The 24,944-nt window shown below is 68.8% G+C and carries 21 protein-coding genes; 4 read left to right on the top strand and 17 right to left on the bottom strand.

What is annotated here, in order from left to right; all coding sequences use genetic code 11:
* The 9 genes from NBRGI_RS39655 to NBRGI_RS39615 all read right to left on the bottom strand — a co-directional run bounded on the left by NBRGI_RS39655 (position 1) and on the right by NBRGI_RS39615 (position 10,200).
* Positions 1-1,932 carry a hypothetical protein gene (locus tag NBRGI_RS39655; RefSeq protein ID WP_148311141.1) on the bottom strand — a complete coding sequence of 644 codons (1,932 nt, stop codon included), beginning with the start codon at positions 1,930-1,932 and terminating at the stop codon, positions 1-3.
* A gap of 236 nt (positions 1,933-2,168) precedes the next feature.
* Positions 2,169-3,314 carry a galactonate dehydratase gene (gene dgoD / locus NBRGI_RS39650; protein WP_029902942.1) on the bottom strand — a complete coding sequence of 382 codons (1,146 nt, stop codon included), beginning with the start codon at positions 3,312-3,314 and terminating at the stop codon, positions 2,169-2,171.
* Positions 3,311-4,066: an SDR family NAD(P)-dependent oxidoreductase gene (locus NBRGI_RS39645; protein WP_200882288.1), complete on the bottom strand. Its 756-nt coding sequence runs from the start codon at positions 4,064-4,066 to the stop codon at positions 3,311-3,313. Before NBRGI_RS39645 ends, dgoD begins: the two co-directional genes overlap by 4 nt.
* 11 nt (positions 4,067-4,077) lie before the next feature.
* Complete coding sequence (locus tag NBRGI_RS39640; protein WP_036562546.1) at positions 4,078-5,022, bottom strand: sugar kinase; 945 nt, start codon at positions 5,020-5,022, stop codon at positions 4,078-4,080.
* A 29-nt stretch (positions 5,023-5,051) separates the two neighbouring features.
* Positions 5,052-5,663: a bifunctional 4-hydroxy-2-oxoglutarate aldolase/2-dehydro-3-deoxy-phosphogluconate aldolase gene (locus NBRGI_RS39635; protein ID WP_029902939.1), complete on the bottom strand. Its 612-nt coding sequence runs from the start codon at positions 5,661-5,663 to the stop codon at positions 5,052-5,054.
* Entirely contained in the window at positions 5,656-6,555 is a 900-nt protein-coding gene (locus NBRGI_RS39630) for an SMP-30/gluconolactonase/LRE family protein (RefSeq protein WP_029902938.1), read from the bottom strand. The genes NBRGI_RS39635 and NBRGI_RS39630 overlap by 8 nt, the downstream gene beginning before the upstream one ends.
* Before the next feature lie 35 nt (positions 6,556-6,590).
* Entirely contained in the window at positions 6,591-7,649 is a 1,059-nt protein-coding gene (locus NBRGI_RS39625) for an ABC transporter permease (RefSeq protein ID WP_051728391.1), read from the bottom strand.
* Positions 7,646-9,160, bottom strand: a complete 1,515-nt coding sequence (locus NBRGI_RS45765; protein ID WP_029902936.1) for a sugar ABC transporter ATP-binding protein — start codon at positions 9,158-9,160, stop codon at positions 7,646-7,648. The genes NBRGI_RS39625 and NBRGI_RS45765 overlap by 4 nt, the downstream gene beginning before the upstream one ends.
* Entirely contained in the window at positions 9,151-10,200 is a 1,050-nt protein-coding gene (locus tag NBRGI_RS39615; protein ID WP_029902935.1) for a substrate-binding domain-containing protein, read from the bottom strand. The genes NBRGI_RS45765 and NBRGI_RS39615 overlap by 10 nt, the downstream gene beginning before the upstream one ends.
* A 139-nt stretch (positions 10,201-10,339) precedes the next feature.
* Between NBRGI_RS39615 and NBRGI_RS39610 the strand changes: the two genes are divergently transcribed.
* The gene (locus NBRGI_RS39610; protein ID WP_029902934.1) at positions 10,340-11,572 is read left to right on the top strand and encodes an ROK family transcriptional regulator; all 1,233 of its coding nucleotides are present in this window, start codon (positions 10,340-10,342) and stop codon (positions 11,570-11,572) included.
* Positions 11,573-11,592: 20 nt separating this feature from the next.
* Here NBRGI_RS39610 and NBRGI_RS39605 read toward each other — a convergent pair whose 3' ends face one another.
* The 3 genes from NBRGI_RS39605 to NBRGI_RS49755 form a co-directional block, all read right to left on the bottom strand.
* Positions 11,593-13,140 carry a sulfatase-like hydrolase/transferase gene (locus tag NBRGI_RS39605; RefSeq protein WP_148311140.1) on the bottom strand — a complete coding sequence of 516 codons (1,548 nt, stop codon included), beginning with the start codon at positions 13,138-13,140 and terminating at the stop codon, positions 11,593-11,595.
* Between the two features lie 78 nt (positions 13,141-13,218).
* Positions 13,219-15,816, bottom strand: coding sequence for a class IV lanthionine synthetase LanL (gene lanL / locus NBRGI_RS39600; protein WP_051728390.1), 2,598 nt, complete (start codon positions 15,814-15,816; stop codon positions 13,219-13,221).
* Positions 15,817-15,910: 94 nt separating this feature from the next.
* On the bottom strand, positions 15,911-16,042 hold the full coding sequence (locus tag NBRGI_RS49755) for a hypothetical protein (RefSeq protein WP_268808469.1): 132 nt from the start codon (positions 16,040-16,042) through the stop codon (positions 15,911-15,913).
* A 201-nt stretch (positions 16,043-16,243) separates the two neighbouring features.
* Between NBRGI_RS49755 and NBRGI_RS39590 the strand changes: the two genes are divergently transcribed.
* Positions 16,244-17,314 (top strand): radical SAM protein, encoded by a 1,071-nt coding sequence (locus NBRGI_RS39590; protein ID WP_235211268.1) that lies wholly within the window; start codon positions 16,244-16,246, stop codon positions 17,312-17,314.
* An 11-nt stretch (positions 17,315-17,325) separates the two neighbouring features.
* On the opposite strand, the gene NBRGI_RS39585 is transcribed toward NBRGI_RS39590, so the two are convergent.
* Together NBRGI_RS39585 and abc-f are read right to left on the bottom strand one after the other, a co-directional pair.
* A complete protein-coding gene (locus tag NBRGI_RS39585; protein ID WP_063726378.1) occupies positions 17,326-17,934 on the bottom strand; it encodes a CatB-related O-acetyltransferase in 609 nt (202 codons plus the stop codon).
* Between the two features lie 86 nt (positions 17,935-18,020).
* Positions 18,021-19,628, bottom strand: coding sequence for a ribosomal protection-like ABC-F family protein (abc-f, locus tag NBRGI_RS39580; RefSeq protein ID WP_029902926.1), 1,608 nt, complete (start codon positions 19,626-19,628; stop codon positions 18,021-18,023).
* Positions 19,629-19,866: 238 nt separating this feature from the next.
* Here abc-f and NBRGI_RS39575 point away from each other — a divergent pair, with 238 nt between their 5' ends.
* Complete coding sequence (locus NBRGI_RS39575) at positions 19,867-20,442, top strand: TetR/AcrR family transcriptional regulator (RefSeq protein WP_235211267.1); 576 nt, start codon at positions 19,867-19,869, stop codon at positions 20,440-20,442.
* On the opposite strand, the gene NBRGI_RS39570 is transcribed toward NBRGI_RS39575, so the two are convergent.
* The 3 genes from NBRGI_RS39570 to NBRGI_RS39560 are packed head-to-tail and all read right to left on the bottom strand — an operon-like array spanning position 20,405 to position 23,709.
* Entirely contained in the window at positions 20,405-20,653 is a 249-nt protein-coding gene (locus NBRGI_RS39570) for a hypothetical protein (protein ID WP_029902923.1), read from the bottom strand. The two genes, NBRGI_RS39575 and NBRGI_RS39570, sit on opposite strands and share 38 nt — an antisense overlap.
* Positions 20,654-20,710: 57 nt before the next feature.
* Complete coding sequence (locus tag NBRGI_RS39565; protein ID WP_029902921.1) at positions 20,711-22,192, bottom strand: MutS-related protein; 1,482 nt, start codon at positions 22,190-22,192, stop codon at positions 20,711-20,713.
* Positions 22,189-23,709, bottom strand: coding sequence for a MutS-related protein (locus NBRGI_RS39560; protein ID WP_029902919.1), 1,521 nt, complete (start codon positions 23,707-23,709; stop codon positions 22,189-22,191). The genes NBRGI_RS39565 and NBRGI_RS39560 overlap by 4 nt, the downstream gene beginning before the upstream one ends.
* A gap of 164 nt (positions 23,710-23,873) precedes the next feature.
* Between NBRGI_RS39560 and NBRGI_RS39555 the strand changes: the two genes are divergently transcribed.
* Positions 23,874-24,434, top strand: coding sequence for a TerD family protein (locus NBRGI_RS39555; RefSeq protein ID WP_029902917.1), 561 nt, complete (start codon positions 23,874-23,876; stop codon positions 24,432-24,434).
* Positions 24,435-24,944 lie beyond the last annotated feature (510 nt).

The raw sequence follows: 24,944 nt of genomic DNA, 5'->3' as shown, positions 1-24,944 counted from the left end.
TCAGCGCCTGCGGCGACGCAGCATCAGCAGCACCACCGCCGCGACGAGCACGCCGACGACCAGCAGCACGCCCGCGGCGATCGCCAGCATCCGGGCGACGGAATCGCTCGAGATCGAGGCGCCGGTCGCGCTCGGCGCTACCGCCGACGGGTCGAAGAACTCCGGCTCCCGGTCGCCCGTCTGGAACAGCACCGAACCCGAAAGCCGGTACCAGCGGCGCGAATCCGCGTTCAGCCAGTCCAGTGCCCGGTCGAGGTGCTCCGGCGCCTCCGTCGAGGTGGCGACCACCACCGTGCGCCCGCCCGACCAGGTCGTCTGCAGCGACCCGAACGGAACCGTCGGATCGATCCGCACGGCGGCCCGGGTGCTGTCGTCGGTCACGGTCAGCGTGTCGTCGTCCTGGCTGAGCGGCAGCCGGATCGACTCGGGCAGATCGCCGGTGGCCGTGATCAATACGGCGGGCTGCTTGCCGCGTGCGGCGGCGTCGAAGCCGACCAGCTCCGGCCGCAGCGGCACCGCGGTCAGCCGCTGCAACCCGGTGAGGATCTTGACCGCGCGCAGGGTGTCGGTGAATCCCGGTGTGCGCAAACCGACTTGGAAGCCGGGCAGCAGCGCCTGCGGCAGCGCGCCGAAGCCACCGGGTACCGGCGGCGCGGCCGATGCGCTGGTGACCTCGCTGTCGGGATCGATCGTCAGGGTGACCGGTTGCTCCAGGCCACAGCCGTGCGTGAGCCCCGTCTGATGGAAGGTGACGGTCAGCGTCGTGTAGCGGCCGAGCACCTCGTCGGGGAGATCGATCCAGCGTTCGATGCGCCCGCTCGCGTCCACCGGCCAGCTGTCGACGTACCTGCTGCCCGCCGTCACGGTGATATTGCCGCTCAGGGTACTGGGCAGCGGAGTGTAGTTGCCCAGCAGGCGAATTCGAACGTCGCGGGACGCGCGACCGAGACGCGTCTGGTCGATGCCGATATCCACGCTCACCGAACCGATCGCGGTCGCACTGAGCTGTGTCTCGCCGAGTGCGAGCAGCGTCGTCGAGTCCGGCGCGAGTTGCGGCGCCTGCGGCAGCGCGACGGCGGTCGCGCCCGAAGTGATCGCGATCTTCGTCAGAGCACTGGTGAGCAAACGGATTTGGTCATCGAGGGCCGAACCGTTCCCGGTGATCCGCAGGACCGGCTGTGCGCCCGCGGTCACCCGCAGCCCCGCCTCGGGCGACTCGGCGATCTCGATCTGACGCTCCAGCAATCCCGGTGCGTGGTCGGGGACCGCCGCGCCGGCTTGCACGGGTCGCACGTCCACCGCGAGCGGTTGACCGTGGTAGCGCGCGATCAGCGCGGTCGTCAGCGTGAGCACCGCGGCGCTTTCCGTCTCCGACGGCGTGGCCGGGACGTACACGGTCAACTGCCGCAGGACCGGCGGCAGGAATTCGGCGACGGTCGACGGTTGCGCCTCCGCGCCGAAGTAGCCGACCGCCGCGTCCGAGAGCGTCATCGGACGCCCGAGCCAATCCGTCACGCAGGTGCCCGGTTCCGAGACCAGCGACGAGGTGAGCGTCACCGAGATCGCGTTGTTCTCCTGCTCGGCCCCCGCCAGCGAAAGCCGAACCGGGGCCCGCGGGTCCTGCGGCACCTCCACCCGGTCGAGCAGGCGCGTACCGGAGTGCACCTCGAGCGTGCCACGCGCCACGTGCGGCGGTAGCTGAATCGTGCCTGTCAACGCAGTGGGTGCCATACCGGGCAGCAGCGGCAGCGCGATGCTGCGCTCGAACTGTTGCCCGGGGAAGGTCAGGGCGGTACCCATACCGAGATCGGACAGCGCCAGGCTCACATCGCCGGCCGCGGGCGCCGGCGGCGCCTCGGCCGGAGCAGACGGCGCAGGCGCTGGTTGAGCCACTGCGGCCGGTGGCGCGACGGCGACCACGGCCAGTGCCACACCCACTCCGAGCAAGCACGTCCTGCGTGCGCGGCGCCCAAGCTGTAAGCATGCCCCGAAAGTCACGCGCGGCCTCCTGCGAGTCGGTCCCGGTCGGCAGTCCGTTGCTGGCAGATTGCGCGGACATGCCGCACCACCCGAGCGGAGCCTATAGCCGAGCGTCGGCAATATCGCCTCGACATGCCCGAGCGGCGGGTCGCAGACCGCCGGGGGCGCAAGCTAGCCGGTCACCGACCTCACCATTCGGCGAACGACCCGTCCTTGCGGTGCCAGATCGGATTGCGCCAGCGATGACCCAGTTCCGCGGCGCGCGCCACGGCGGTCTCGTCGACCTGGATGCCGAGGCCAGGGGCCCGCAAAAGGTCCACGTACCCGTCGCGGTAGGCGAACACGGCGGGATCGACCAGGTAGTCGAGCAGGTCCGAACCCTCGTTGTAGTGGATGCCGAGGCTCTGCTCCTGGATGAGCAGGTTGGGCGTGGCGAAGCCGACCTGCAGACTGGCGGCCAGTGCGATCGGGCCGAGTGGGCAATGCGGGGCCACTGCCACGTCACGGCTCTCGGCGAGCGCGGCGATGCGGCGGACCTCGGAGATGCCGCCTGCGTGCGAGAGATCGGGTTGCACGACGGCGACGCCCTGGTCGAGCACGGTCCGGAAATCCCAGCGGGAGAACAGCCGTTCGCCGGTGGCGACGGGGATGCTCGTCGCGTCGGTGATCTCGCCGATCCGATCGCTGACCTCCGGCACCAGCGGCTCTTCCACGAAGAACGGGAGATACGGCTCCAGCAGCGGCAGTACCCGCCGCGCCATCGCGACCGACAAACGGCCGTGGAAGTCCACCGCGATATCGAACTCGTCGCCGGTGGCCGCGCGCACGGCGGCCACCCGGTCGACGATGGCGGTGGTGGCGCGCGGGGTGTCGATCGCGTCGAGTTCGGCCGAGCCGTTCATCTTGATCGCGGTGAAGCCCTGCTCTTTTCGTTCGACCGCGGCCGCCGCCACGTCGTCGGGCCGGTCGCCGCCGATCCAGCTGTACACCCGGATCCGATCGCGCACCGCCCCGCCGAGCAGCTGCCACACCGGCACGCCGAGCGCCTTGCCCGTGATGTCCCACAGCGCCTGATCGATCCCGGCGACCGCACTCGACAGGATCGGACCGCCCCGATAGAAGCCGCCCTTGGTGAGTACCTGCCAGTGCGCCTCGATCGTCATCGGATCCTTGCCGACGAGATAGTCGGCGAGTTCGCCGACCGCGGCGGCGACGGTGTGCGCCCGCCCCTCGATCACCGGCTCACCCCACCCCGTGATGCCCTCGTCGGTATCGATGCGCAGAAAACACCAGCGCGGTGCGACCAGATACGTGGTCAATGCGGTGATCTTCACCGGGATTCCTTTCGTACGCTCCAGCCGCCGTCGACGACCAGGTTCGCGCCGGTGATGAAGGAGGCGTCGTCGGAGGCGAGGAAGGCCACCGCGGCGGCGACCTCTTCGGGCGCGCCGAGCCGGTCCAGCACGGTGGCGCGGGCGGACAGCCTGCGGCCTTCCTCGTCGACGTCGTCCCACACCGGTGTGAGGACCGGCCCCGGCAGTATCGCGTTGAAACGCACTCGCGCACCGCCGTATTCGACGGCGAGCTGCCGGACCAACGCGGTCAGGCCACCTTTCGCCGCGGCATAGACCGGATAGCCGGGCAACCCGAATTGCGCGTGCACGCTGGAGATCGCGACCACGTTCCCGGCCCGCGCACGCAGATCGTCGATGAAGGTGTGCACGCCGAGGAACAACGGCGTCAGATTGATCGCGAGCCCGTCGTCCCACTGCCGCCGGGACAGCTCGTCCGCGGGGATGGTGGCCTGCCGGGATGCGTTGCTGCACAGCACATCCAGCGGTCCGAACAGCTCGTTCACCCGATTGCGCAACCACACCCACGATTGCTCCTGCGACACGTCGCACCAGACGAATTCGGCGCGCTGGCCCGCGGCACGGATCTTCGCGGCCACCTCCTCGCCCGCCGGTTCGGCGATGTCCGCGATCACCACGGCGGCGCCCTCGGCGGCCAACCGCGCTGCGGTGGCGGCACCGATCCCCGAGGCGCCCCCGGTGACCACCGCGACGCGTTCTGCCAGACGACTCACAGGCCTTCCTTTCATCGTTGAATGTCGGTGCCGCTCAGCAGGTCCAGCTCCCGGCGCGACGGCAGGCCCGCCCAGTCGCCGGGCACGGACACCGCGAACGCACCGCAGGTGGCGGCCAGTCGCAGGTTGTGCCGCACCGATGCGCCGTCCAGCACGCCCGCGAGGTAGCCGGCCACGAACGCGTCACCCGCGCCCACCGGATCGACCATGGTCACCGGGATCGCCTGCTGCCGGATCACCCTGCCGCGGTGCAGCGCCAGCGCGCCGTCCCCGCCGAGTTTGAGTACGACCTGCGAGGGGCCCAGTGCCGCAAGCGATTCGGCCATCGCGGACGCGCTCGCAGTGGGCACCAGCAGCGCGGCCTCGTCGAGTCCGGCGAAGACGATGTCGCAGTGCGGCACCAGTTTCGCCAATTCCGCGGCGGCGTCCGCCCTGGTCCACAGCGCACTGCGGTAGTTGATGTCGAGCGAAACCGGCACGCCCGCTTCGACAGCCGCGTCCAGCGCCACATGCACCGCGTCGCGCGCGCACGCGCTCAGCGCCGGTGTTATCCCGGTCAGATGCAGGACGCCCGCGGCGGCGATCTGTTCGGTGTCCACCTGGGCGACCGACAGCCTCGACCCGGCCAGTCCGCGCCGGTAGTAGGTGGCCCGGATATGGTCGGCGGTGCGGCGTTCTCGCACCATCAGACCGCTCGGCAACTCCGGATCGATCCGGCATCGGGAGACGTCGACGCGTTCGGCCCGCAGCCGGTCCAGCACCATCGTGCCCACGGCGTCGTCACCGACGCTGCCCACCCAAACACTGTCGTGCCCAAGCCTGCTCACGCCGATCGCGACGGTCGCCTCTGCGCCCGCGAAGTCCATTCGCAGCGCCGTGCCGGGTGCGAGCGGCCCCGGCTCGACCGCGGCCACCACCCCCACCGCCTCGCCGAGAGTTACCAGAGTGCCCCTCATGACATTCCGCTCCCGAACCGCCGCGCACATCACGACAACCCCGCGCGTAGCACGGACACGCGCTCCCGCAGTGCGTCCAGATCGCCACCGACGCAGGCGTCGCCGATCAGCGGTGATCCGATGCCCAGCGCCGTGGCCCCGGCATCCAGATACGCCTGCGCCTCGTCGAGTCCCACGCCACCGGTGGGCACCAACGGAATCTCCGGCAGCGGCGCCCGGACGGCCCGCAGATACCCGGGCCCGCCCGACGCAGCCGGAAAGAGCTTGACCATGGTGCTGCCCGCGGTCCACGCGCGATGGATCTCGGTAGGGGTGAACGCACCCGAGATCACGGGGACGCCCAGGTCGAGTCCCGCCGCGATCACCTCCTCGCTCACGATCGGGGTGATCAGGTACGCGGCGCCCGCGTCGACCGCCCGTGCCGCGTCCGCGGCGGTGCGGACCGTTCCCGCACCGATGCGGTACGCGAAGCCCGCGCACGCGCGTATCGCGTCCAGTGCCCCGGCACTGGTGAGCGTGAATTCCACTGCGGTGATGCCTGATTCGTGCAGCACGGCGGTGACCTCAGCGAACCGCCGCGCCGTGGGTGCGCGCAGGATCGCGATGACCGGCGTCGCCAACTCCAGGGGATGCTCAGCCATGGTTACGCACCAGCGCGGTGTCGGCGTACCGGACGCCGGGCAGGCCGATCGCACCCGGCACGCAGGTGAACAGCCGTCCGGAGTCGGGCTCGAGCACCGCGGGCCCCTCCGCGGCGGTGGTGATCACCAGCACGTCCAGATCGGGACCGGCGAAAACACAGCTGGAGACCTGGGAGGGACCGACGTCGACGACCGCGCGCGGCGTGCCGTCCGGATCGAAGGCCCGGACCTGTCCCGCGCCCCAGACCGCCACCCAGACCCAGCCCGCGGCGTCGACGGTCAGCCCGTCCGGGTCGCCGTCCTCGAATCGAGCGAAGGTCCTTCTGCCGGTGAATGTTCCGGTGTCCAGGTCGTAGTCGAAGGCGTCGACCCGCTGCGTGGGGCTGTCGGCGTAGTAGAAGGTCGTGCCGTCGGGGCTCCAGCCGAGGCCGTTGGAGATCGTGATGCCCTCGCGCAGGATGCTCATCGCGCCGTCGGGATCGAGCCGGTACAGCGCGGCGCTGCGCGCGACACCGTCCTCCGACATCGTGCCCGCGAGCAGCCGCCCGCGTGGATCCACCTTCGCGTCGTTGAACCGCCGGCGGTTCCCGTCGTCCGGCAACGGAATTCGTGCGGCCCGGCTGACCTCGCCCCGGTCGATCCGATAGATGGTGTCCTTCGTGGTCGCGAGCAGTGCACCGGACAGGCACGGCACCACCGCGCTCACCGGCGGCGCCAAACTCACGGTCGACCGGTGCGTGAGATCGAGCGTCGTCCGGTCGAGGGTCGCGCGATGGATGTGCCCGCCCCGGATGTCCACCCACAGCAATTCCTGAGTCCGGCTGTCCCACACCGGGCTTTCGCACAGGTGTCCGGGCGCCGGGGTGCACGGCTGCGCGCGCAGATTGATCATGATCCACTCCTGAGAGGTCGACTCGGCGGCGGGCGCTAGGTCGGCAATCCGACGGCGCGCTCACCGCTGCGCCGCTGCTGGATCACCACGGCGGCGACGAGCAGGGAGCCCTGCGCGACGTTCTGCCAAAAGGTGTTGACGCCCACCACGTTCAGGCCGTTGTCCAGCGCGCCGAGCAGGACGACGGCGAGCAGCGTGCCGCCGACCGTGCCCTTTCCGCCCTTGAGCGCGCAGCCGCCCAGCGCCGCCGCGGTGATCGCCTTGAGTTCGAGCCCTTCGCTGCCCGACACCGGCTGGCCCGATCCGGTGCGCGCGGTCAGAATGATGCCCGCGATCGCGGCCACCACCCCGGCGAGCACGAACACCGCGATCAGGTACTTGTTGATATTGATGCCGGAAAGCCTTGCGGCGGTGTCGTTGCCGCCGATCGCGTAGATGTTGCGGCCGATATCGGTGTACTTCAGCAGCACGTGCACCGCCACCGCGACGATCGCGAGGATGATCACCGGCACCGGTAGCCCGATGATCTTGCCGCGGGCCAGGAAGATGAAGACGTCGTTGTCGAGCACGAAGCCCTGCGCCTTGCCGCCCGAGATCAATTGGGCCAGACCCTTGTACGCGGCCAAGGTGGCCAGGGTCGCGATCACCGGATTCACCCGGCCGTACACGATGATCACGCCGTTCACCAGCCCGAGCACCAGCCCGATGCCGATCGCGGCCAGGATGCCGAGCAAGGCGTTGCCCGAGGTCGCGGTGAACGCCATCGCGCTGAGCACCGAGGCGACTCCGGCCTGCGAGCCCACCGAGATGTCCAGGGCGCCGCAGATGATCACCACCGTCTGCACCACCGCGAGCAGGCCGAAAACCGTTACCGCGTCGCCGATTCCGGCGAGATTCGCGGGATCGAGATAGCCGTCGTTGAGTGAGCCGAAGATCGCGACGATGACCGCGAGCGCGCCGATCAGGCTGAGATTTCCCGGACCGATCGCGTGCAGTATGCGCCGTGGGGTGAGCGCCGCGGCATAGCGATTGGGCTTGGACGCCTGGGCGGTGGCCGGTGCCACCGGCGCCGTTGCAAGTTGTTGCTCCGTCATTGGTTTCCTAGAGATGTCAGGTCCGCGGCCATGGCCAGGGCCAGCACCGCCTCTTCACTGGCCGCGCCGCGGTCCAGTTCGCCGGTGACGCGCCCCTGCTGCATGACGACGATCCGGTCGGCGAGGCCGAGCACTTCGGGTAGTTCCGAGGAGATCACCAGCACGGCGACGCCCGCCTCGGCCAATTCCTCGATGATGCGGTAGATCTCGGCCTTGGCGCCGACATCGACGCCGCGGGTCGGCTCGTCCAGGATCAGCACCTTGGGTTTGCGCGCGAGCCAGCGGGCCAGCACCACCTTCTGCTGGTTGCCACCCGAGAGTTTGCGCACCTCCTGCTCGATCGAGGGCGTGCGCACCCGCAACGAGTCCACGTACTGCTGCGCGAGCCGGCGCTCGGCACCCGCCTTGACGAACCGCAGCCGACGCAACCGGTCCAGCATCGCGAGCGAAATGTTGTCGCGCACACCGCGATGCAGCAGCAGCGCCTGCGCCTTGCGCTCCTCCGGCGCGTAGCCGACCCCGGCCCGCACCGCGGCGCGCGGCTGGCGCAACCGCACCGGCTTGCCGTCGATGCGCACCGTGCCGGAGTGGATCGGCAGATCCCCGGCCAGCGCACCGGCCAGCTCGGACCGGCCCGCGCCGACCAGCCCGGCCAGCGCCACCACTTCCCCGGCCCGCACCTGCAGGCTCACGTCGGACACGTCGTCGGTGGTGACCGCGTCCACGTCGAGCACGACCCGGCCCGGCGTGGTCGGACCGCGTGCGAAGAGCGTGGACAGATCCCGGCCGACCATCATGCGGACGATCTCCTGATCGGTGGTCTCCGCGGTCGCGCGCACCCCTACCAGGGCGCCGTCGCGCAGCACCGCGACCCGGTCGGCGAGGCGGAAGATCTCGCGCATCCGGTGCGACACGTAGATCACCGCGAGCCCGCGCTCGCGCAGCCGTCCGATCAGCGCGAACAGTGATTCGGTCTCGTGATCCGAGAGCGAGGAGGTGGGCTCGTCGAAGGCGATCACCTTGGCGTCGGTGGTCAGCGCGCGCATGATCTCGACCAATTGCCGCTGTGCCGCAGTCAGTTTCGAGCCCACCGTGCTCGGATCCAGATCCCGGTCGAAGCCCAGCCTGGCCAGATCGGTGCGCATCCGCTCGTGCAGGGCCGCCCGATCGAGCAGCCGGCCCGCCCGGCGCGGTAGCGCGCCGAGGTAGACGTTCTCGGCGACCGAGACATGCGGCACGATCTCGGGTTCCTGGCCGATCACCCGAATCCCGGCCGCCCGCGCGGCGGCCGGGGTGGCCTGATCGAGCAGCACGCCGTCGAGCTCGAGCCGGCCGCTGTCCGGGCGGTGATCGCCACCGAGAATCCGGATCAGGGTCGATTTGCCCGCGCCGTTCTCCCCCATCAGCGCGGTGACCGCGCCGGCCGGGAAGTCCAGGCTCACCTCGCGCAGGGCGGGCACCCCGGCGAAGCTCTTACTGAGGCCGGTGGCGCGCAGGCCGCTCAGCTGCATGTGACGCCCGCCTGCTGCCAATTGCTCGCGTCGACCATGGTGGTCGGGGCGAAGGCCTCGGCGGGCATGGCCTTGCCGTTCTTCAGGTAGTCGTGCATGGTCTGCACCGCCAGCGCGCCGACGTCCTTGCCGTTGATGAACAGGGCCGCCTTGAAACCGGTCGGCTTGCCACCGCGCCACTCCTTGCAGGCCAGGTAGGCGCCGAGCCCGACACCGAGCACGTTGTCCGCGGCGTATCCGGCATTCTGGATGGCGGCGACCCCGCTGCTGACGTTCTCGTCGTTGCAGCCCATGACGATCCAGTTCTTGACCGACCGGTTGCCCGCGACGGTCGCGGAGATCTTGTTCTGCGCGTCCGACGGGGTGTTGTCGGTGCCGACCTCGATCACTCGGACGTCGACGCCCGCGGCCTCGCGGAACGCCTTCTTGTTCGCCTCGACCCGGTCGGTGCACACGGTCACGTCCTGTTTCCAGGCCTCGACGATCGCGGTCTCCTCCGGCTTCCAGCCCGCCTTCTTGAAGTCCTGCCCGGCCCGGCGGCCGACCTCGGTCCCCATCTGCGCCCCACTGAAGCCGACCCGGGGCACCAACTGGTCCTTCGCGCATTTCGACGGATCGGGCCCGGTCGTGCACACCTGGTCGTCGGAGGTCAGCAGGGCGACGCCGCCGGTCTTGGTCAGCTGGGCGACGTGCGGGCCGACCGACGGGTCGGGGACCACCACGATCACCCCGCTGGCCTTCTGGTTGATCGCGTTGTTGACCTCGGTGACCGCCTTGTTCGCGTCGTTGCCCAGGTTGACCACCTTGAGATCGATGCCCAGTTCCTTCGCCTTGGCCTTGGCGCCCTCGGCTTCGCCGATGAAGTACTCCTGGTCGCCCTGCTTCTGGGCGTAGACCAGGCTGATCGCGCCCGTTTGCTGCTGCGGCCCCGCGGCGGGCGACGCACTTTCCTTGCCCGACGAACAGGCGGTAGCAGCCAGGGCGAGCGAGATTCCGCACAACACGGCACTGGTCCAACGTCGTCGATGGGTCCAGGACATGGGCACTCCTAGTGATCTGACGCATACTCGCGTCGCATAGTGATGCGGGTTACAGTAAGACTTCCACTAACCGTTGTAAATACTGTTGGTCGAAGTAGTTCGGTATGTTGACGCCACCAGCGCAGGAGGAGACCCGACCGTGTACCAGCTGACCGCGCGCGACATCCGGCGCCGCAACAGGTTCGGCGTACTACAGGCGGTGTACGCCGCCGACGGCCATATCAGCAGGCAGGACATCGCCCGCGCGACCGGGCTCTCGTTCGCCACGGTCGGCAACATGATCGCCGAACTGCTCGACGTCGGTGTGCTCGTGGAGCTCGGTCACGACGCGCCGGGCATCGGCAGGCCCCGGGCCCGGCTCGCGATCAACCCCGACCGCGGCCTGCTGGTCGGCGTCGACATCGCCGAAACAGCCATCCACTTCGACCTTTTCGACCTTGCCATGACAGCGGTGCGCGCGGTGGAGATCCCCGTGGACCCGGCCGCCACCGAGCCGCACGATGTCGCCGCGCTCATCATTCGCGGCATCCGCGAACTCACCGCCGGCGACGCCGACAAGGTACTCGGCGCCGGCTTGAGCGTGCCGGGTCTGGTCGAGCCCGAGGGCGGGATCTCGGTCTTCTCGCCGTACTGGCATTGGCATGATGTGCCGCTCAAGGAGCTGCTCGACGACCAGCTCCCGCATCCGCTCTATCTCGACAATCCGCTCAAAGCCAGCACCGCGGCGCATCTCTGGTTCGGCGCGGGCCGCGATGTGGACGATCTGATCGTGGTGACACTGCGCGCGGGCGTCGGCATCGGCGTGGTCGTCGACGGGATGCTCTACCGCGGCGTCAGCAACAGCGCGGGCGAATGGGGCCACACCAATCTCGTGCTCGACGGGCGCGAATGCCGTTGCGGGCGAAAAGGTTGCGTGGAGGCGTACGTCGGCGCGCCCGGGATCGTGCGCACCCTGCGCGAACTCGACCCGGTCAGCACGATGCTCGCGTCCGACGATGCCGCCACCATCGCGGCGATCGCCGCGGCGGCCGATCGCGAGGACCCGCTCGCCCTGGCGGTGATCGACCGGACCGGCCACTATCTCGGTGTTGCCGTGGCCAATCTGGTCAACCTGTTCAATCCGCGCACCATGGTCTTCGGCGATCTGATCGCCGATCATCTCGGCCCGCCGTTGCTCGAGGTGACCCGGCGCGTGGCCGCCCATCACGCGATGACCGACCCCTTCGACGCGGTGACCCTGCAACTCTCGGCACTGCCGCACAATCCGGCCAGCCTCGGCGCCGCCACCTTCGCCCTCGATGGCTTTCTCGCCGACCGGGAGACGTTCGGCTCCGTCGCCGCCCGCCGCGCGCAGCGCGCCTCGGCGACCTGACGGCCCGGAACCACCGCGGCTCAACGGGTTTCGGTGTCAGGGCGGCGCAATTCCCGGGCGAGCAGCGAATCGACCAGATCGTTCAAGTCCTCGACCAGTCCGGCCGCGCCGCCGCCGTGCGCGAGATTGTGCAGCTCCAGCGGGTCGGCCTGGCGATCGTAGAGTTCGTACTCGAACTCGTCGCGCGGCCCGTCGAGCTGCTCCGCAGTGGAGTATCGGCCGAAGCTGTAGCGGGCGGTGATCGCGCCGCGCAGACAGTACCGGCTGCCCGGCAGCTGTCCCCCACTGGATTTCGCGTCCGAGGTGAGCAGGATCGCGTCCCGAACCGTGCGCGCCGGATCGGCCAGCACCGGAACCAGATTCCGGCCCGGCCCCGAATTCGCTGCGGCGCCGTCGATCCCGGCCAGCGCCGCCAGCGTCGGCACCAGATCGATATGGGAGGTCAGCGTATTCGCGGTCCTGCCGTGCCCGGCGGGAGCCCGAGGATCGGCGATGACCAGCGGCACCCGATTGTTCTCCCGATAGATCATCGCCCCCTTCTGCCGCAGACCGTGGGCGCCCCCGAGTTCGCCGTGATCGGCGACCTGCACCACCACGGTGTTGTCCGCGGCTCCGCTGCGCTCCAGGGCGGCCAGCACCTGCCCGCTCAATTCGTCGGTGCGGCGCAGCAATTCGAGATACCAGTTGCCCCAGCGCCGCCACTGCCGATGAGCCTCCGGTGAGTCCAGCTCGGTCGGCATGGGTCCACCGACAATGCCGTTGATGGTGCGCCACCGGCTCTGTACCCGCGGCTTGGTGGTCAGATCGGACTCGAAATTCGGCGGCACGTCGGCGCCGTACTCCGGCACGTCCTCGAACCGGTACAGGCGCGGGCAGAACATCATGTCGTGCGGATTCACCATGCTCACCACACACAACCACGGTTCCGGATCACCGCCGTGGCGTTGCAGCCAGTCGACGGCGTGGCCGACCACGCCCGGGTCCTGCCGGGTGCCCTCGTTCGGGCCGCCCGCCGACAGGATGTCGTGGGCCTCGTCGAACCCGTACCCGGACAACGCCATCGGATCGGCGGCCACCGAGTCGGACAGATGCCATTTGCCGATGTAGGCGGTGCGGTAGCCGGAAGCCCGCAACACGGTGCCGAGGGTCGGGACCGCCGTGTCGAGGTCGGGACTCCAGGTCTGGATCGCGCCCAGCACCGTGCCCATCAGATCGTTGCCGCGCACGTTGTCGAGCATGCCGCTCACCGGGGCGTGCAGTCCGGTGAAAAGGGTGGAGCGTGCGGGCGAGCAGGGCGCGGTGGGCGTGTGATGCATGGCGAAGCGCACCCCGTTCGCCGCCAGCCGGGCCCGCGTCGGCAGCTCCAATCCCGGCGGCAGCACCACCTCCGCCCGCTCCTGATCGGTCATGAGCACGAGGATGTTCGGCCGCGGCCGGGGCGCCGCCGTCGCCGCGGCAGCGCGGAGCAACGGCACCGCAACGGGCGCGGCGGCCATCATGCCGAGTACGCGGCGCCGATCCAGGCGTCGGACGGGCGTCTCGGGTCGATCCGAATCGGCTACGTTCATGGCGAACCCTTCGCTGTGCACAGCGATTGTTCCGCATTTCGTTTCGCCACGCGAAGTACTCGGCGATGCCCGGTGTGGTCAGCGTGGTTCGACCAGCCACGCCCTTGGGTTGCCGTGCTTTAGCCGCAGCAAGAAATCGACCCAGCCCGCCACGCCGACGGCGTAGTCGGCGCCATAGGCGCTGCCCGTCTCGTCCGCGGCCAGCAGATGTCCCCGATGCCTACCGGCCCGGACTGCGAGCGCGGCGGCGATCCCCTCGGCCCGCGCTCGCGCGCGCTCGTCTCCCGTCGCCGCGAACAGATCGAGCAGCAACTCCCCGCTGCCCGCGAGACCGTGGCACAGCGTGGGCCCGGCCCGCCAGCGGCGCGCCCACACCGCGTCGGCGGCGCGCTCGGCCCAGCGCAGCGCGTGCCGGTCCCCGCTCGCCCGCCAGTACTGCAGCAGGAACGTGCCGATGCCCGCCGATCCGCTGCACCAGTGGTCGAGCAGGCGCGTGGTATCCCGGGGCCCGATCGGCCACAGCGCGCCCACATCCGTGTGCACGACTGTGCCACAAAGGCTTTCGGCGGCGTCGGCGGCAAGCTCCAGCCACCGCGGCTCGTCCAGACGACTACCCGCGGCAAGGAGAAACGCACCGATTCCCGCGGTGCCGTGCGCGAAACCGTAGTCGATGAAGCCTGCGTAGCGGGAGTCGTAATCGTGCGGCACCGGCCAGACCAGCACACCGTCCCGGCGCTCGGCTCGCTCGGTGAGCACTGCGGCGTACTCGGCTGCGCGGTCACGGAATTCGGCCCGGCCGGTCGCCGACCAGAGCAGCAGTGCCGCGCATCCGGCACCGGCGAGACCGTGGGTGACATCGTTGTTCGGCCAGTCGCGCGGCACCTCGCCGAACAGCTGCGTAGCCGCGCGGACCAGTCGTTCGGAATCCAGGATCCGGCCTGCCGTGCACAGCGCGACCGCGGTACCGGAGCGGCCGATATACAGTCCGGGCACCGGGTTTCGTGCGGTCGCCCGGTCGATGATCCAGTCGGCGGCCATCGGCAATGCCGCGAGCACTCGTGCATCGCCGCGGACCTCGGCGACACGGGTCAATGTGGCGAGGACACCGGCCGCACCGTGGTAGACGTTGCACGGATCGCTGCGTTTGCCGCCGTTGCTGACCGGCCAGAGGCGCTCCCCCGCGGGCGTCATCGTGTCGAGAAGATAGTCGATGCCGTCGTCCAGCAGGCGGTCGATATCGGTTGTCCGGTGCCGAACCCGTGGTCGCGGCTGGTCCCGCTGATCGCCGGTGAGAAAGTCGCGGACGCGGTGCAGCCGCCAGCGCTCTGCCGGGTCGTCCGCGAGCAGGCCGAGCAACAGCGGACGCGCCGTGGCGATTTCGCGGTCGGTCTCGGCGGCCAGCTCGAGAAATCGCGCGAGGCGCGTGGCCTTGCTCCTGGCGGGCGGATCGTCGGGCGCGAAGCTCGGCTTGGTACCCGAGCACAGCAGGAACAGCAGTGCGCCCAGCGCATGACGATCCGCCGCGAAATCCGCCGCCGCGCCCGAAATCTGCTCCGGCGCGGCGTAATCCGGGGTCCAGCCGGTCATCCGAGTAGATCCGGGCCGGCTCGCGAACTCCAGGTCTACCAGCGCCAGCGAATCGTCCGGGCGGACCATCACATTCGAGGCAGAGAAGTCCTGCAGGACTACGTCGCGCGCGTGCACGGCGGCCAGCAACTCGGTGAGCCGCAGCGCCGTCGCGCGCCAGTCCAGCGCACCGTGTCTGCGGCCACGCCACTCGAGAAAGGTGGTGCCCGCGATCATCTCCTGAACCAGGAAGAGGTCGTGCTGTTGTTCGAAAAGGGCGAGTCGACGCGGCGCCAACGGGGTCAGCAGGTCCAGCATCTCGGCTTCGTTGCGCAGCGCGTCCTGCACGTTCCAGCCGTGCGGGCCGTCGCCGACGCCTGCCCGCGCCTGTTTGACCACCACCTCCGCGCCGGTGAGCCGGTCGGTTGCCTCGAAGACGCCGCCCTTGTTGGCGTGCACGATCGCCCGGCGCACCTCGAACCGATTCGCCAGCAGCACAACGCCCGTCGCGTTTCCCGTCGAGCGGGGCCGCCCGAAGGGATCGGCCGCCCATACCGGCGGCGCGAACCACGCGTCGCGCCGATCCTCGACCTTGCTGCCGTCCGGCGCGGTCAGCATCGGCAGGTAGTCGCCGTCGCCGCCGATGACGTCCTCGCCGAGGAACTCTCCGTAGCGGTAGTGCACCAGACTGCCTGCGGCATAGGGCCGGTCGGACAGAATCGCGGGCCCGGCGAGCCCGGCGGTGGCTTCGTGGAGCAGCGCCGCCAAGACACGTAGCTGTGCATCGTCGCGGGGATAGACGGTGATGAATTTGCCTGCGCCACCGCGCGGATAGTCGGCCGAATTCAACCGGCGCACCTGTTCGAGCGAAGCGGCGAATTTGCCCGAGCATTCGGTGCGCAGCACAATATCGAGCGTGCGGTCGAGTACGGTGGCGGCCGAACCGACCGTAGCCGAAATATGCAGCTTCCACCCCTGCCGGGGCGGGCGATAATTCACCGGGCTCAAATGGCACCAGACACTGTCGGTCCAGATTCGCCGATCGGAGCGCCCGGCGAGATGGCGCTGCGCCAGATCGGCGAATGTCGCCCCGGCCTCCGGATACACCATCCCGTCCCCGATTCCTTTGCGCGGTGGCGCCTTTCAATGGGCGTGCGGAGGGGACAGCACTCCCCTCCGCGACGTCACACGGAAAGCACCCGGCTCACTGGTCACCGTGGCAGGCCGAGCCCCGGGTGGGGTCCGGCCAGATGACCGCGCCGGCACCGCGATCACGTTCCGGCAGCGTCTGCAGCGCGGCCACATCCGTGCTCAGCTGCTCGATCTCTCGCTCCATCGTCGCTTCCTTTCTCGAATCGGGTCGACACCGGCCCGACGGCGACCGGCTGAATTACCGGACGCGCCATCATTGTTCGGCGTGCGGTAACCGAATCGCCATGCGCCGGTCCGCTCACCGAACCAGCGGGTCGCTCCCGCTCCGCGGCCGCACTACCGTGAACGGCACTCAACCGAATTATTCTGGGGGAAGGGGTTTCCCGTGGACGTCAGCCAAGGTCCGGTAGGAATAATCTGGGATATCACCTACGCGTGCCCGCTGCGCTGCGTGCACTGTTATTCCGAATCGGGCCGACGGCCGACCTTGCATCCGGCGCGCGACCAACTCTTCCGGATGGCGGACGCGTTCCTTTCGCTGCGTCCGCAGGAGGTGGCGATCGCCGGCGGCGAACCGTTGCTGGTGGACGGCGTCTTCGAGATCGCCGAGCGCTTCGCGCAGGCGGGCATCTCCGTCATCCTCTACACGAGCGGCCTGCCCGTGGACGCGCACAAGGCCGAAGAATCGTTGCGGCACTTCAGTACTGTCGCGGTCAGCATGGACGGCGCCACCGCCGAGGTGCACGACCGCATCCGAGGCCGGGCGCGCGCCTTCGAGCGGGGCCTGGCAGCGGTGCAACTTCTCGACGACACCTCCCGCCGGATGAAAGCCGAGGGGCAGACACCCGGCACGCTCGGCATCGAGGTGTCGATCATGCGCAGCAACCTGCATCAGGTCGAGGAGTTCTGCACGACCATCGCGCCCCGGTTTCCCGAACTGCGGCATCTGGTATTCACCGTGACCATGCCCGCCGGACTCGCCAACCGCGCCGGGTTCGTCGATCACGAACTGCTGGACGACGCCGAATCCCGACGCCTGCTCAGCCCTGAGTATCTCGCGCACCTGCGCGACATCGCGCCTGCGGGACTGGATATCCGGATCGATGACCACTGGCACGACATGATCCACCCAGACCATGTCGCCGAGGGCAGCGTCCTGCCCATCATGCATGTCCGGCCCGACGGTGAGGTGCACGCGATGCCCATCTACGAGGGCACCGTCGGCAGCGTCCTCGATGAACCCCCGATGCTCCTGTGGGAGCGCGCACTCGCGCGCTGGTCGGACCCTTTCGTCGTCCGGACCCTCACCTCCGTCCGCACCATGCGCGACTGGGCCGAAGCGGCCCGCCGCCTGGACTACCATTTCGCCGCGCCCGTCGACCGGGCGCGCCTGGACCGCCGCCCGGCCTTCCTCCCCTCGGCGGCGCCTACCGCCAGCAAAGCTCCTGTCGCATAGGGCATTTCGCGTCAGTTCAGGGATGCAGCGGCGACCTCCAAGTCATCGATGGTGCCGGACATGATGGTCCGGATGTGCGCGGTGAGATGTTCGGTGGGCCAGTCCCACCACGCGACGGCGAGCAGCCGCGCGATGTCGTTGTCGCTGTAGCGGGTTCGGATGAGCCGGGCCGGATTACCGCCGACGATGCCGTAATCGGGGACCGAGCCGGTGACCACGGACCCGGTGCTGATGATCGCGCCGTGCCCGATGCGCGCACCGGGCATCACGGTGACGCCGTTGCCGAACCACACGTCGTTGCCCACCACGGTGTCGCCGCGATTCGGCAGGTCGGTGAGCAGGTCGAAGTGCTCTGCCCAGGAACCGCCCATGGTGGGAAAGGGAAACGTCGACGGGCCGTCCATTCGGTGGTTGGCGCCGTTCATGATGAACCGCGTGCCGGTGCCCAGCGCGCAGAACTTCCCGATGATCAGCTTCTCCGGCCCGTAGTGGTACAGCACGTTGCGGGTTTCGAACGCGGTCGCGTCGTCCGGGTCGTCGTAATAGGAATAGTCCCCGACCTCGATCAGGGGCGAGGTGAGCAGGGGCCGCAGTTGCACCACGCGCGGCTGGCCGGGCATGGGATGCAGCACGGTCGGGTCGGCGGGCAGCCGCACAGGACTGTCGGGCACGGTGAAACTCCTTCGGTGCGTGGGTAATCGGTTGATCAGACGGAGACGCAGGCCCGCAGGGCGAGGTGCGCACCCTGCCAGCGCGCTCGCAGCCGCCGATCGTGGCTGACGATCACGAGCGCGCCACGGTAGTCGTCCAAGGCTGTCTCCAGCTCCTCGACCAGGCCGGGTGACAGGTGGTTGGTGGGTTCGTCGAGCAGCAGCGCGTCGACGGGTTCGGTGACCAAGCGCGCCAACGCGAGTCGCTGCCGCTGCCCGGTGGACAGATCCGCCACCCGGGTCGAGAGCCGGGCGCGGTCGAACAGGCCGAGCGACATCAACACCTCGGCGTGCTGATCGGCCGCACCGCCGCGCCCCCGGCCGAAGGCGGCGAGCAGTGTCTCACCGGGCGCGGCGGGCAGCGGTTCCTGCGCGAGATATCCCACCCGGCCGCGCCGGCGCACCGTGCCGCGATCCGGCGCGAGCGTGCCGGCCAGCACCCGCAACAGCGTGGATTTGCCCGCCCCGTTCGGCCCGGTGATCAACAGCCGCTCCCCCGCCCCCACCGTGACACCGATCCGTTCCAGCCTGCCCTCGACCGCGACGTCCGTGGCCTCGAGCACTGCGCCCTGCGTCCGTCCCGCATGCAGTGCGGCCCGGAAGCGCAGCGGTTCCGGGGGCGCCGGTACCGGTTCGGCGAGGTGCCGGCGCAACCGTTCCTCGGCATTGCGGACCCGGCCGGCCAGCGACTGCTGGACCCGGCCACCGGCTCGGTCGTAACTCATCTTGTTGTTGTCCTTCATCGCCCGGCCGGGTGCGACGCGACGCGCGGTGGTGGCGGCGAACTCGCGCAGCCGATCGACATCGGCCTGCCACCGCGCGTGGGCTTGTACCCAGCGTTCCCGCGCCGCCGCTTTCTCCGCCAGATAGCCCGCGTAGCCGTTGCCGTAGCGGACGACGCGCCGCCGGTCCGCATCGACCTCGAGCAAGGTGGTCGCGACCCGTTCCAGGAAGGTCCGGTCGTGCGACACCGTCACAGTGGTCCCGCGCCGGGTGCGCAGCTGGTCTTCCAGCCAGGTCAGGGCGTCGTCGTCGAGGTGATTGGTCGGCTCGTCCAGTAGCAGTACTTCCGATCCGGCGGCCAGCACCGCGGCCAGGCGCAACCGGACCTGTTCGCCGCCGGACAGCTCGCCGACGGTCCGCTCGCGCCGGACCAGTCCGAGACCGAGACCGTGCAGCGCCCGTTCCACCCGGGCATCCGCGTCGTAGCCGCCGCGTAGTTCGAAAACTGTTGTCAGCTCACCGTATTCGGTCAGAGCCGATTCATCGCCGGACCCCATCGCGGACTCGAGGCGGCGCATCCGGTGTTCGATCGCATGGAGTTCGCCGAGCGCGCGGTCGATGACCTGCTGCACGGTCAGCTGCGGCGGCAGGTACTCGTCCTGCGCGAGATAGCCGATGCCACCCTCGGCGTGGACGACGATCTCCCCCTCGTCGGGTTGTTCCCGGCCGGCGAGCAGCCGCAGCAGGGTGGTCTTGCCGGAGCCGTTCTCGCCGATGATCCCGGTGCGCTCGCCCGCGGCGAACACACACGTCACCTCATCGAGTACGCGACGACCGTGGAAGGACTTGGTGACCGCGTGCGCGGTGATCTGGGTTGGCATGGGCACACTCCGAAGCATTCGAGGACGCGGTGGCCGAGCACCGCAGGACCGGGCGAACACTTCGAATGACCATCGGCCTACCTCACTAGTGCGACGAATGTTGCGTTAATATGGTGCCACAGCCTATCCCTCCAGAGCAACCGGGTCATCGACATTGCCTCCTCCACCAGCTGATTCGTCCCCTCGGCAGCGTCCGGGCGGCCGTACCGCACGCATCCGGGACCAGGTCCTCGACGCAGTGCGCGCGGAACTGACCGAGCACGGCTACGACGCGCTCACCGTCGACACCGTCGCCGCGCGCGCGGGCGTGCATCGCACCACGGTGTATCGCCGCTGGCGCGATGTGGCCGGACTGATCACCGACGTCTTCGCCGCGGCGAGCGATCTCGACTGGCACCCGCGCGACACCGGCACCCTGCACGGTGACCTGACCGCACTCAACCAGGAGATCCAGGACTCGTTGACCGAGGAATCCTCCATCGCGGAGGCGCTGATCGCGGTCTCGTTCCGCTCCGCGGCAGCTGCCGACGCCTTGCGGCGACTATGGGAAGGCCGGTATACGCAATCGGAGATCGTCGTCGAACGCGCGGTCCGGCGTGGCGAGCTCGAGCCCGGCGTCGACGCGCGCGCCCTGCTCATCGCCGCGACCGCGCCGCTCTACCACCAGCTGATATTGCTACGCACCGCACCCGATCCGGGCCTGCCCGCCCACGCTGCGGCGACCGCCGCGCTCGCCGCGCGCGCGGGCGCGTTCACCGAAATGGACAGCGCGACGGCTAAACCGCGTCGACGGCCAGCGTCCCGAACCGACTGACGTTGGCGTGATTGTGCCCGTCGGGGCTGGTGATCACGACCTCGGACGGATTCGTCAGCGCGATGCAGCAGTAGTTGTCACCGTCGCGCTGGACGCTGAGCGAGAGCAGCCGCCGCTCGGCGGACTGCTGCCACTCGTCGATCGCCTCGTACAGCCCACGCATGGACGGACTTTCGAAGTAGAGGAGATTGCGCTTGTTGGTGTCCGACATGAGACCGCCTCCATCCGCGTCGCGGGAAATCCGTGACGCCTCCCCGTCCATAGTGCGCTACACCGACATCCGGTCGTCGCCGAAGACGCGACGGAACACGTCATCACCATGACTCGTGGCCACCGGCTCGCCTTCGACCACACGGAAGGTACGCGTGCCGTCCGGCAACCGCTCGGCCCGCAGGAACAGCTCGGCCCCGGTCTGTCCGGCGTAGAACTCTCGGGCCAGATCGTGAAGATGGGTCACGCAAACGATTTTCACGCCGGCATCGTGCAGCGCCCGCAGGATCGGCCCGCCGATCTGGGTTCCTTCCCGCTCGTTCGTCGACGCGAAGGGCTCGTTGCACAGCAGCAGGGCGGCGGGCCGGATCGCATCGGTGATCTCCCGAATCCGCGCCAGCTCCTCTTTCAGCCTCCCGTAGGTCATGGTGGCGTCGTCCTGGATCCGGAAGTGGGTGAAGATGCCGGTCCGCACATCCGCCGCGAAGCTGTCCGCCGGCACGAACATACCGGCTTGCAGCAGCACCTGAGCGAGGCCGACGCTGCGCAGAAAGGTCGATTTGCCACCGCTGTTCGCGCCCGTGACGAGGATCAGCGAACGCCCCGATCCGTCGACCGTGTTCCCACCGACCGGCACGCCCGACGACAAGGCCAGGGTGGGATCGCGTAATTCCCGGCAGCGCAGCTCGGGCCGTCCCACGGGCAGCGGCTCAGGAAAGCACAGCGGATAGCCCGAGGCCGTCAACCGCTCGTGCAGGTTCACGCAGCCGAGATAGAACGCCAGCTCGGTGCGCAGCGATAGGAGGAAATCGGCGATCAGATCCGTGGCGTGCGAAACGATTTCGGCCACCGGATACAGCCCGCGCCCGATCAGCCGGGCAAGGTAGTCCGCCCCCTTCTCGTCCTGGCCGGGGATGGTGAAGCCATGCCGCGCGCGCCGATCGCCGCCGAACAGGCCACGCCGGGCCGGTCGCGGTGGCTCGCGCAGCACGATGCCGACCGGCTTGTTGCCCGTACCGAGCCCGGCGCCCAGTGCTATGCCGTGCTCGAAATGCAGTGCCTCGACGTGCGATTCGACCGCATCGAGCACTTCGTCCGGGAACGACGAGGTGACCAGCGCCGACAGTCGCGCGAAACCCGCCGACCGCAGGCCGAGCGCCGCGCACGCCGCGCGCACCTGCCGGAGGTGGCCGATCAGTTCGGCGAGCGGTTCCAGCGAGAGATTCAGCTTTGCTCGCGGCGCACCGCCACGGCCGATCGTCCAGCGGCGCACGCCCTCGCTGGCGCGCACCAGCGCGTACAGACGGCGGACCGCGACCGGGTCGGCTAGGCAATCGGCGAGCACTTCCTGGCGATATCTGATCGTCACCGGATCGGTCGACGCGTGCACCATGATCGCCTCGACACTGTCGCGCAGAAACGGATCACCGTCCGCCATCGCGTCGAACACGATGTCGAGCTCGAGATCCCGCACCACCGTCGCACCGTGCCGCACCGTGTGCGCCCCGGCGGAATCCGGTTCCAGCAGACCGACTCTCATCGCGCGATCCGTTCCGCTATGGCGGCGTAACCGAGTCCGAACAGATCCGCGATCGCGGCCGCATGCGCCTTGCCGTCCGCGGGTCTGCGCACGATCCGGAACGTGCGTGTGGTGGGATCGTCACCGACTCCGGCCACCATGCTGACGACGGCCGGGTGCAGGTTCGCCAGCTCGTCGAGGAACGTGACATACACCGCGACCGCCCCCCGCTCGATGATGCGGCGCAGTACGGCACCGCCGATCTGCAGCGCGTCGGCCGTAGTGGTCGAGCTGAACGTCTCGTTCATGATGATCAGCGAGCGAGCGGTGCAGGCGCGGATCGCACCGCGCACCTCGGTGAGTTCGTCGTGCAGTTTGCCCGCCGAGTGCTCGACGCTTTCGGTGCGCTCGAAATGGGTGGACAGGCGGTCGGCGAGCACGAGCGTGGCACTGGCCGCGGGCACCGGACAACCGAGCGCCGCAAGATAGGCGAGTTGACCGAACATGCGGGCGAAGGTGCTCTTGCCGCCCTGATTCGGTCCGGTGACCACCAGCACTCGCTCGCTGCCGACGAGCCGGAAATCGTTGGGCACCACTGATTGCTCGGCGCCACGCAGCCGCACCGCCAACGCGAGATCGTATCCTCCGGTCACCGCGATCTCCTCGAACCGCTCGGTCAACCGCGGACTGCTGAACGTGAACCCTTCGCCGGTCAGATGATCCACGAATTCGAGGAAGGATAGATAGAACCGCAGCTCCTGATAGAACGATTCGACAGAGGGATCCAGGAACTCGGGATGCGCGGCGCGGAACTGCGCCAGCTCGGCGAATTCGGCCGGGAACAGTTCGGCGACGCGGTCGGCGATCTGCTCTTCCACGTAATGCACTGTGGTGGAGAGGATTTCCGGCGGAGCAGGATCGGGACGGAACCCGTACACGAGCGGCGCGAAGGCTTGCTCGACGGTCGCGCTGTAGTCCTGCGCGTTGTCGTCCCGAGCCACCGCCACTTGCTGGCCGTCGATGGAGATGGTGTAGCGGACGGCGTCGAGCCGGGCCTGGACACGCGTCGCGGCGTCCATCAGATCCTCGAATTGTTCAGTAGCCAAGTATGTTTCGAGGTAGATCTGCCAACTCCGCAATCCTCGGGAGGTGCCGGGCACAGCCGAAAGCGCCGCACTGAGCGCCCGCAGAGCGCTGCCGTAGCCGAGCACCGCATCGAGATACAACCGGTGCTCGGTGCTGCGATGATGCTGTTCGGCCGACGCGGTCGCGAACGCGTGCACGATGCGCAGCTGCGTCGCGAATTCTTCGAAGGGTTCCCGCAGCTCCGTGCGACCGAAGTCGCGAAATATCTCCTGCCGGTACATCGCAGTGTCCAGATCGGCCACCGGTGCGCGCACATAGCGCGCCAATATCGGATCCCCGCGGGTCACGATGGTGAAGATTTCCTCGAGATTCAGGTCCCGCACTGTCTGCGCATCGACGGCCAGGGCCGCTCGACTACCCGCAGGCCACAGGATGCTGCCGAATCGAGACATCGATGCCCCCTCGCTCATCGTCGGTGATCAGCCGCTTATATCACCTAACTCATTTGCTTTACGCGCATATTTACGGCATCTTTACGGGTAGGTGCGCCGGGAAGTCTGGTCGGCAAACCCGGTCCGCGAGCGCGGGGCGGGCCGATCGAGGTTGGGAGACACCGATGTTCACTACGCTTCGCGACGAAAACGGCGCCGCCCTCGATTACGTGACGATGGCGCTGGGCTGGGATCCGGTCCGCCCGGCGCGCTGGTTCGGCGCCCCCGGCAAGGACATCGACCTCAACGCATCCGCGCTGCTCTTCGCCGGCGATCAGATCGCCGATGTCGTGTACCACGAACAGTTGAGCTCGCGCGACGGCGCGGTGCGCCATCTCGGCGACAGCACGACCGGCGAAGGCAAGGGCGACAACGAGATCATCACCGTCGATCTGACCAGGCTGACGCCCGAGATCACCGCCGCGGTCTTCATCGTGACCTGCTACACCGGCCAGACCTTCGAGCAGATCGAGAATGCGTTCTGCCGCTTGATCGATAGCGTGTCCGGCATCGAACTCGCCCGCTACGACCTGAGCGCCGGTGGCTCGCACACCGGCTTGGTGATGTGCAAGGTGTACCGCAGCGACGGGGTATGGCAGTTCGAATCGATCGGCGAGACGATCCGAGCGGAGCACCCCGCCGAAGCGGTACCGCTGGTGCGCGAGTTCCTCGCCACCAGGATCTAGCGATGTAGCGCGAACAGCCGCGCTGCGGGGCTCTCGGAATCTGCGCCACTTCTCGGGATTTTCACTCGCCTGGGCTCAGTAGGTGTAGATCCCGAGAAGTGATGCACATGTGTGGCTTGGGTTGGTGCCACGTCACTGCATACGGCTGGTCGGGTACAGGGCTGTGGGCGGGTTGGGTTGGTATTCCTTGCGTTTGGGCTTGTTGGCTGGCTGCCGAAGGGTGACGTGCCCAGTGTGGTGTGCCTGCCACGGGAGTTACCGGCATAGTGCTGAGCGCGTCAGGTGCCGTACCCGGCTTTAGGCGCACGTCAGGTGCCGAAACGTGGGTTCCGGCGTGGTCGTCTGGCTGTGGTGCTGTTTTCGAGAGTTCCTTGACGAGGTATCAGCGGTTTCGAGCGAGTGGCGTTGTGGCTCGGCGTGTCTGGCTGGGCGAGTCGCAGAGTCACAGACCTTCCATACGATTCACAGCAGCTACAACCCCTGTGAACCGTACGAAACCTCTGTGACCCC

The sequence above is a fragment of the Nocardia brasiliensis IFM 10847 genome, assembly GCF_000710915.1.
Lineage (GTDB): Bacteria > Actinomycetota > Actinomycetes > Mycobacteriales > Mycobacteriaceae > Nocardia > Nocardia brasiliensis_A.
Note: the sequence above shows the minus strand (reverse complement) of the source record. Positions and strands in the feature narration are given on the sequence as shown.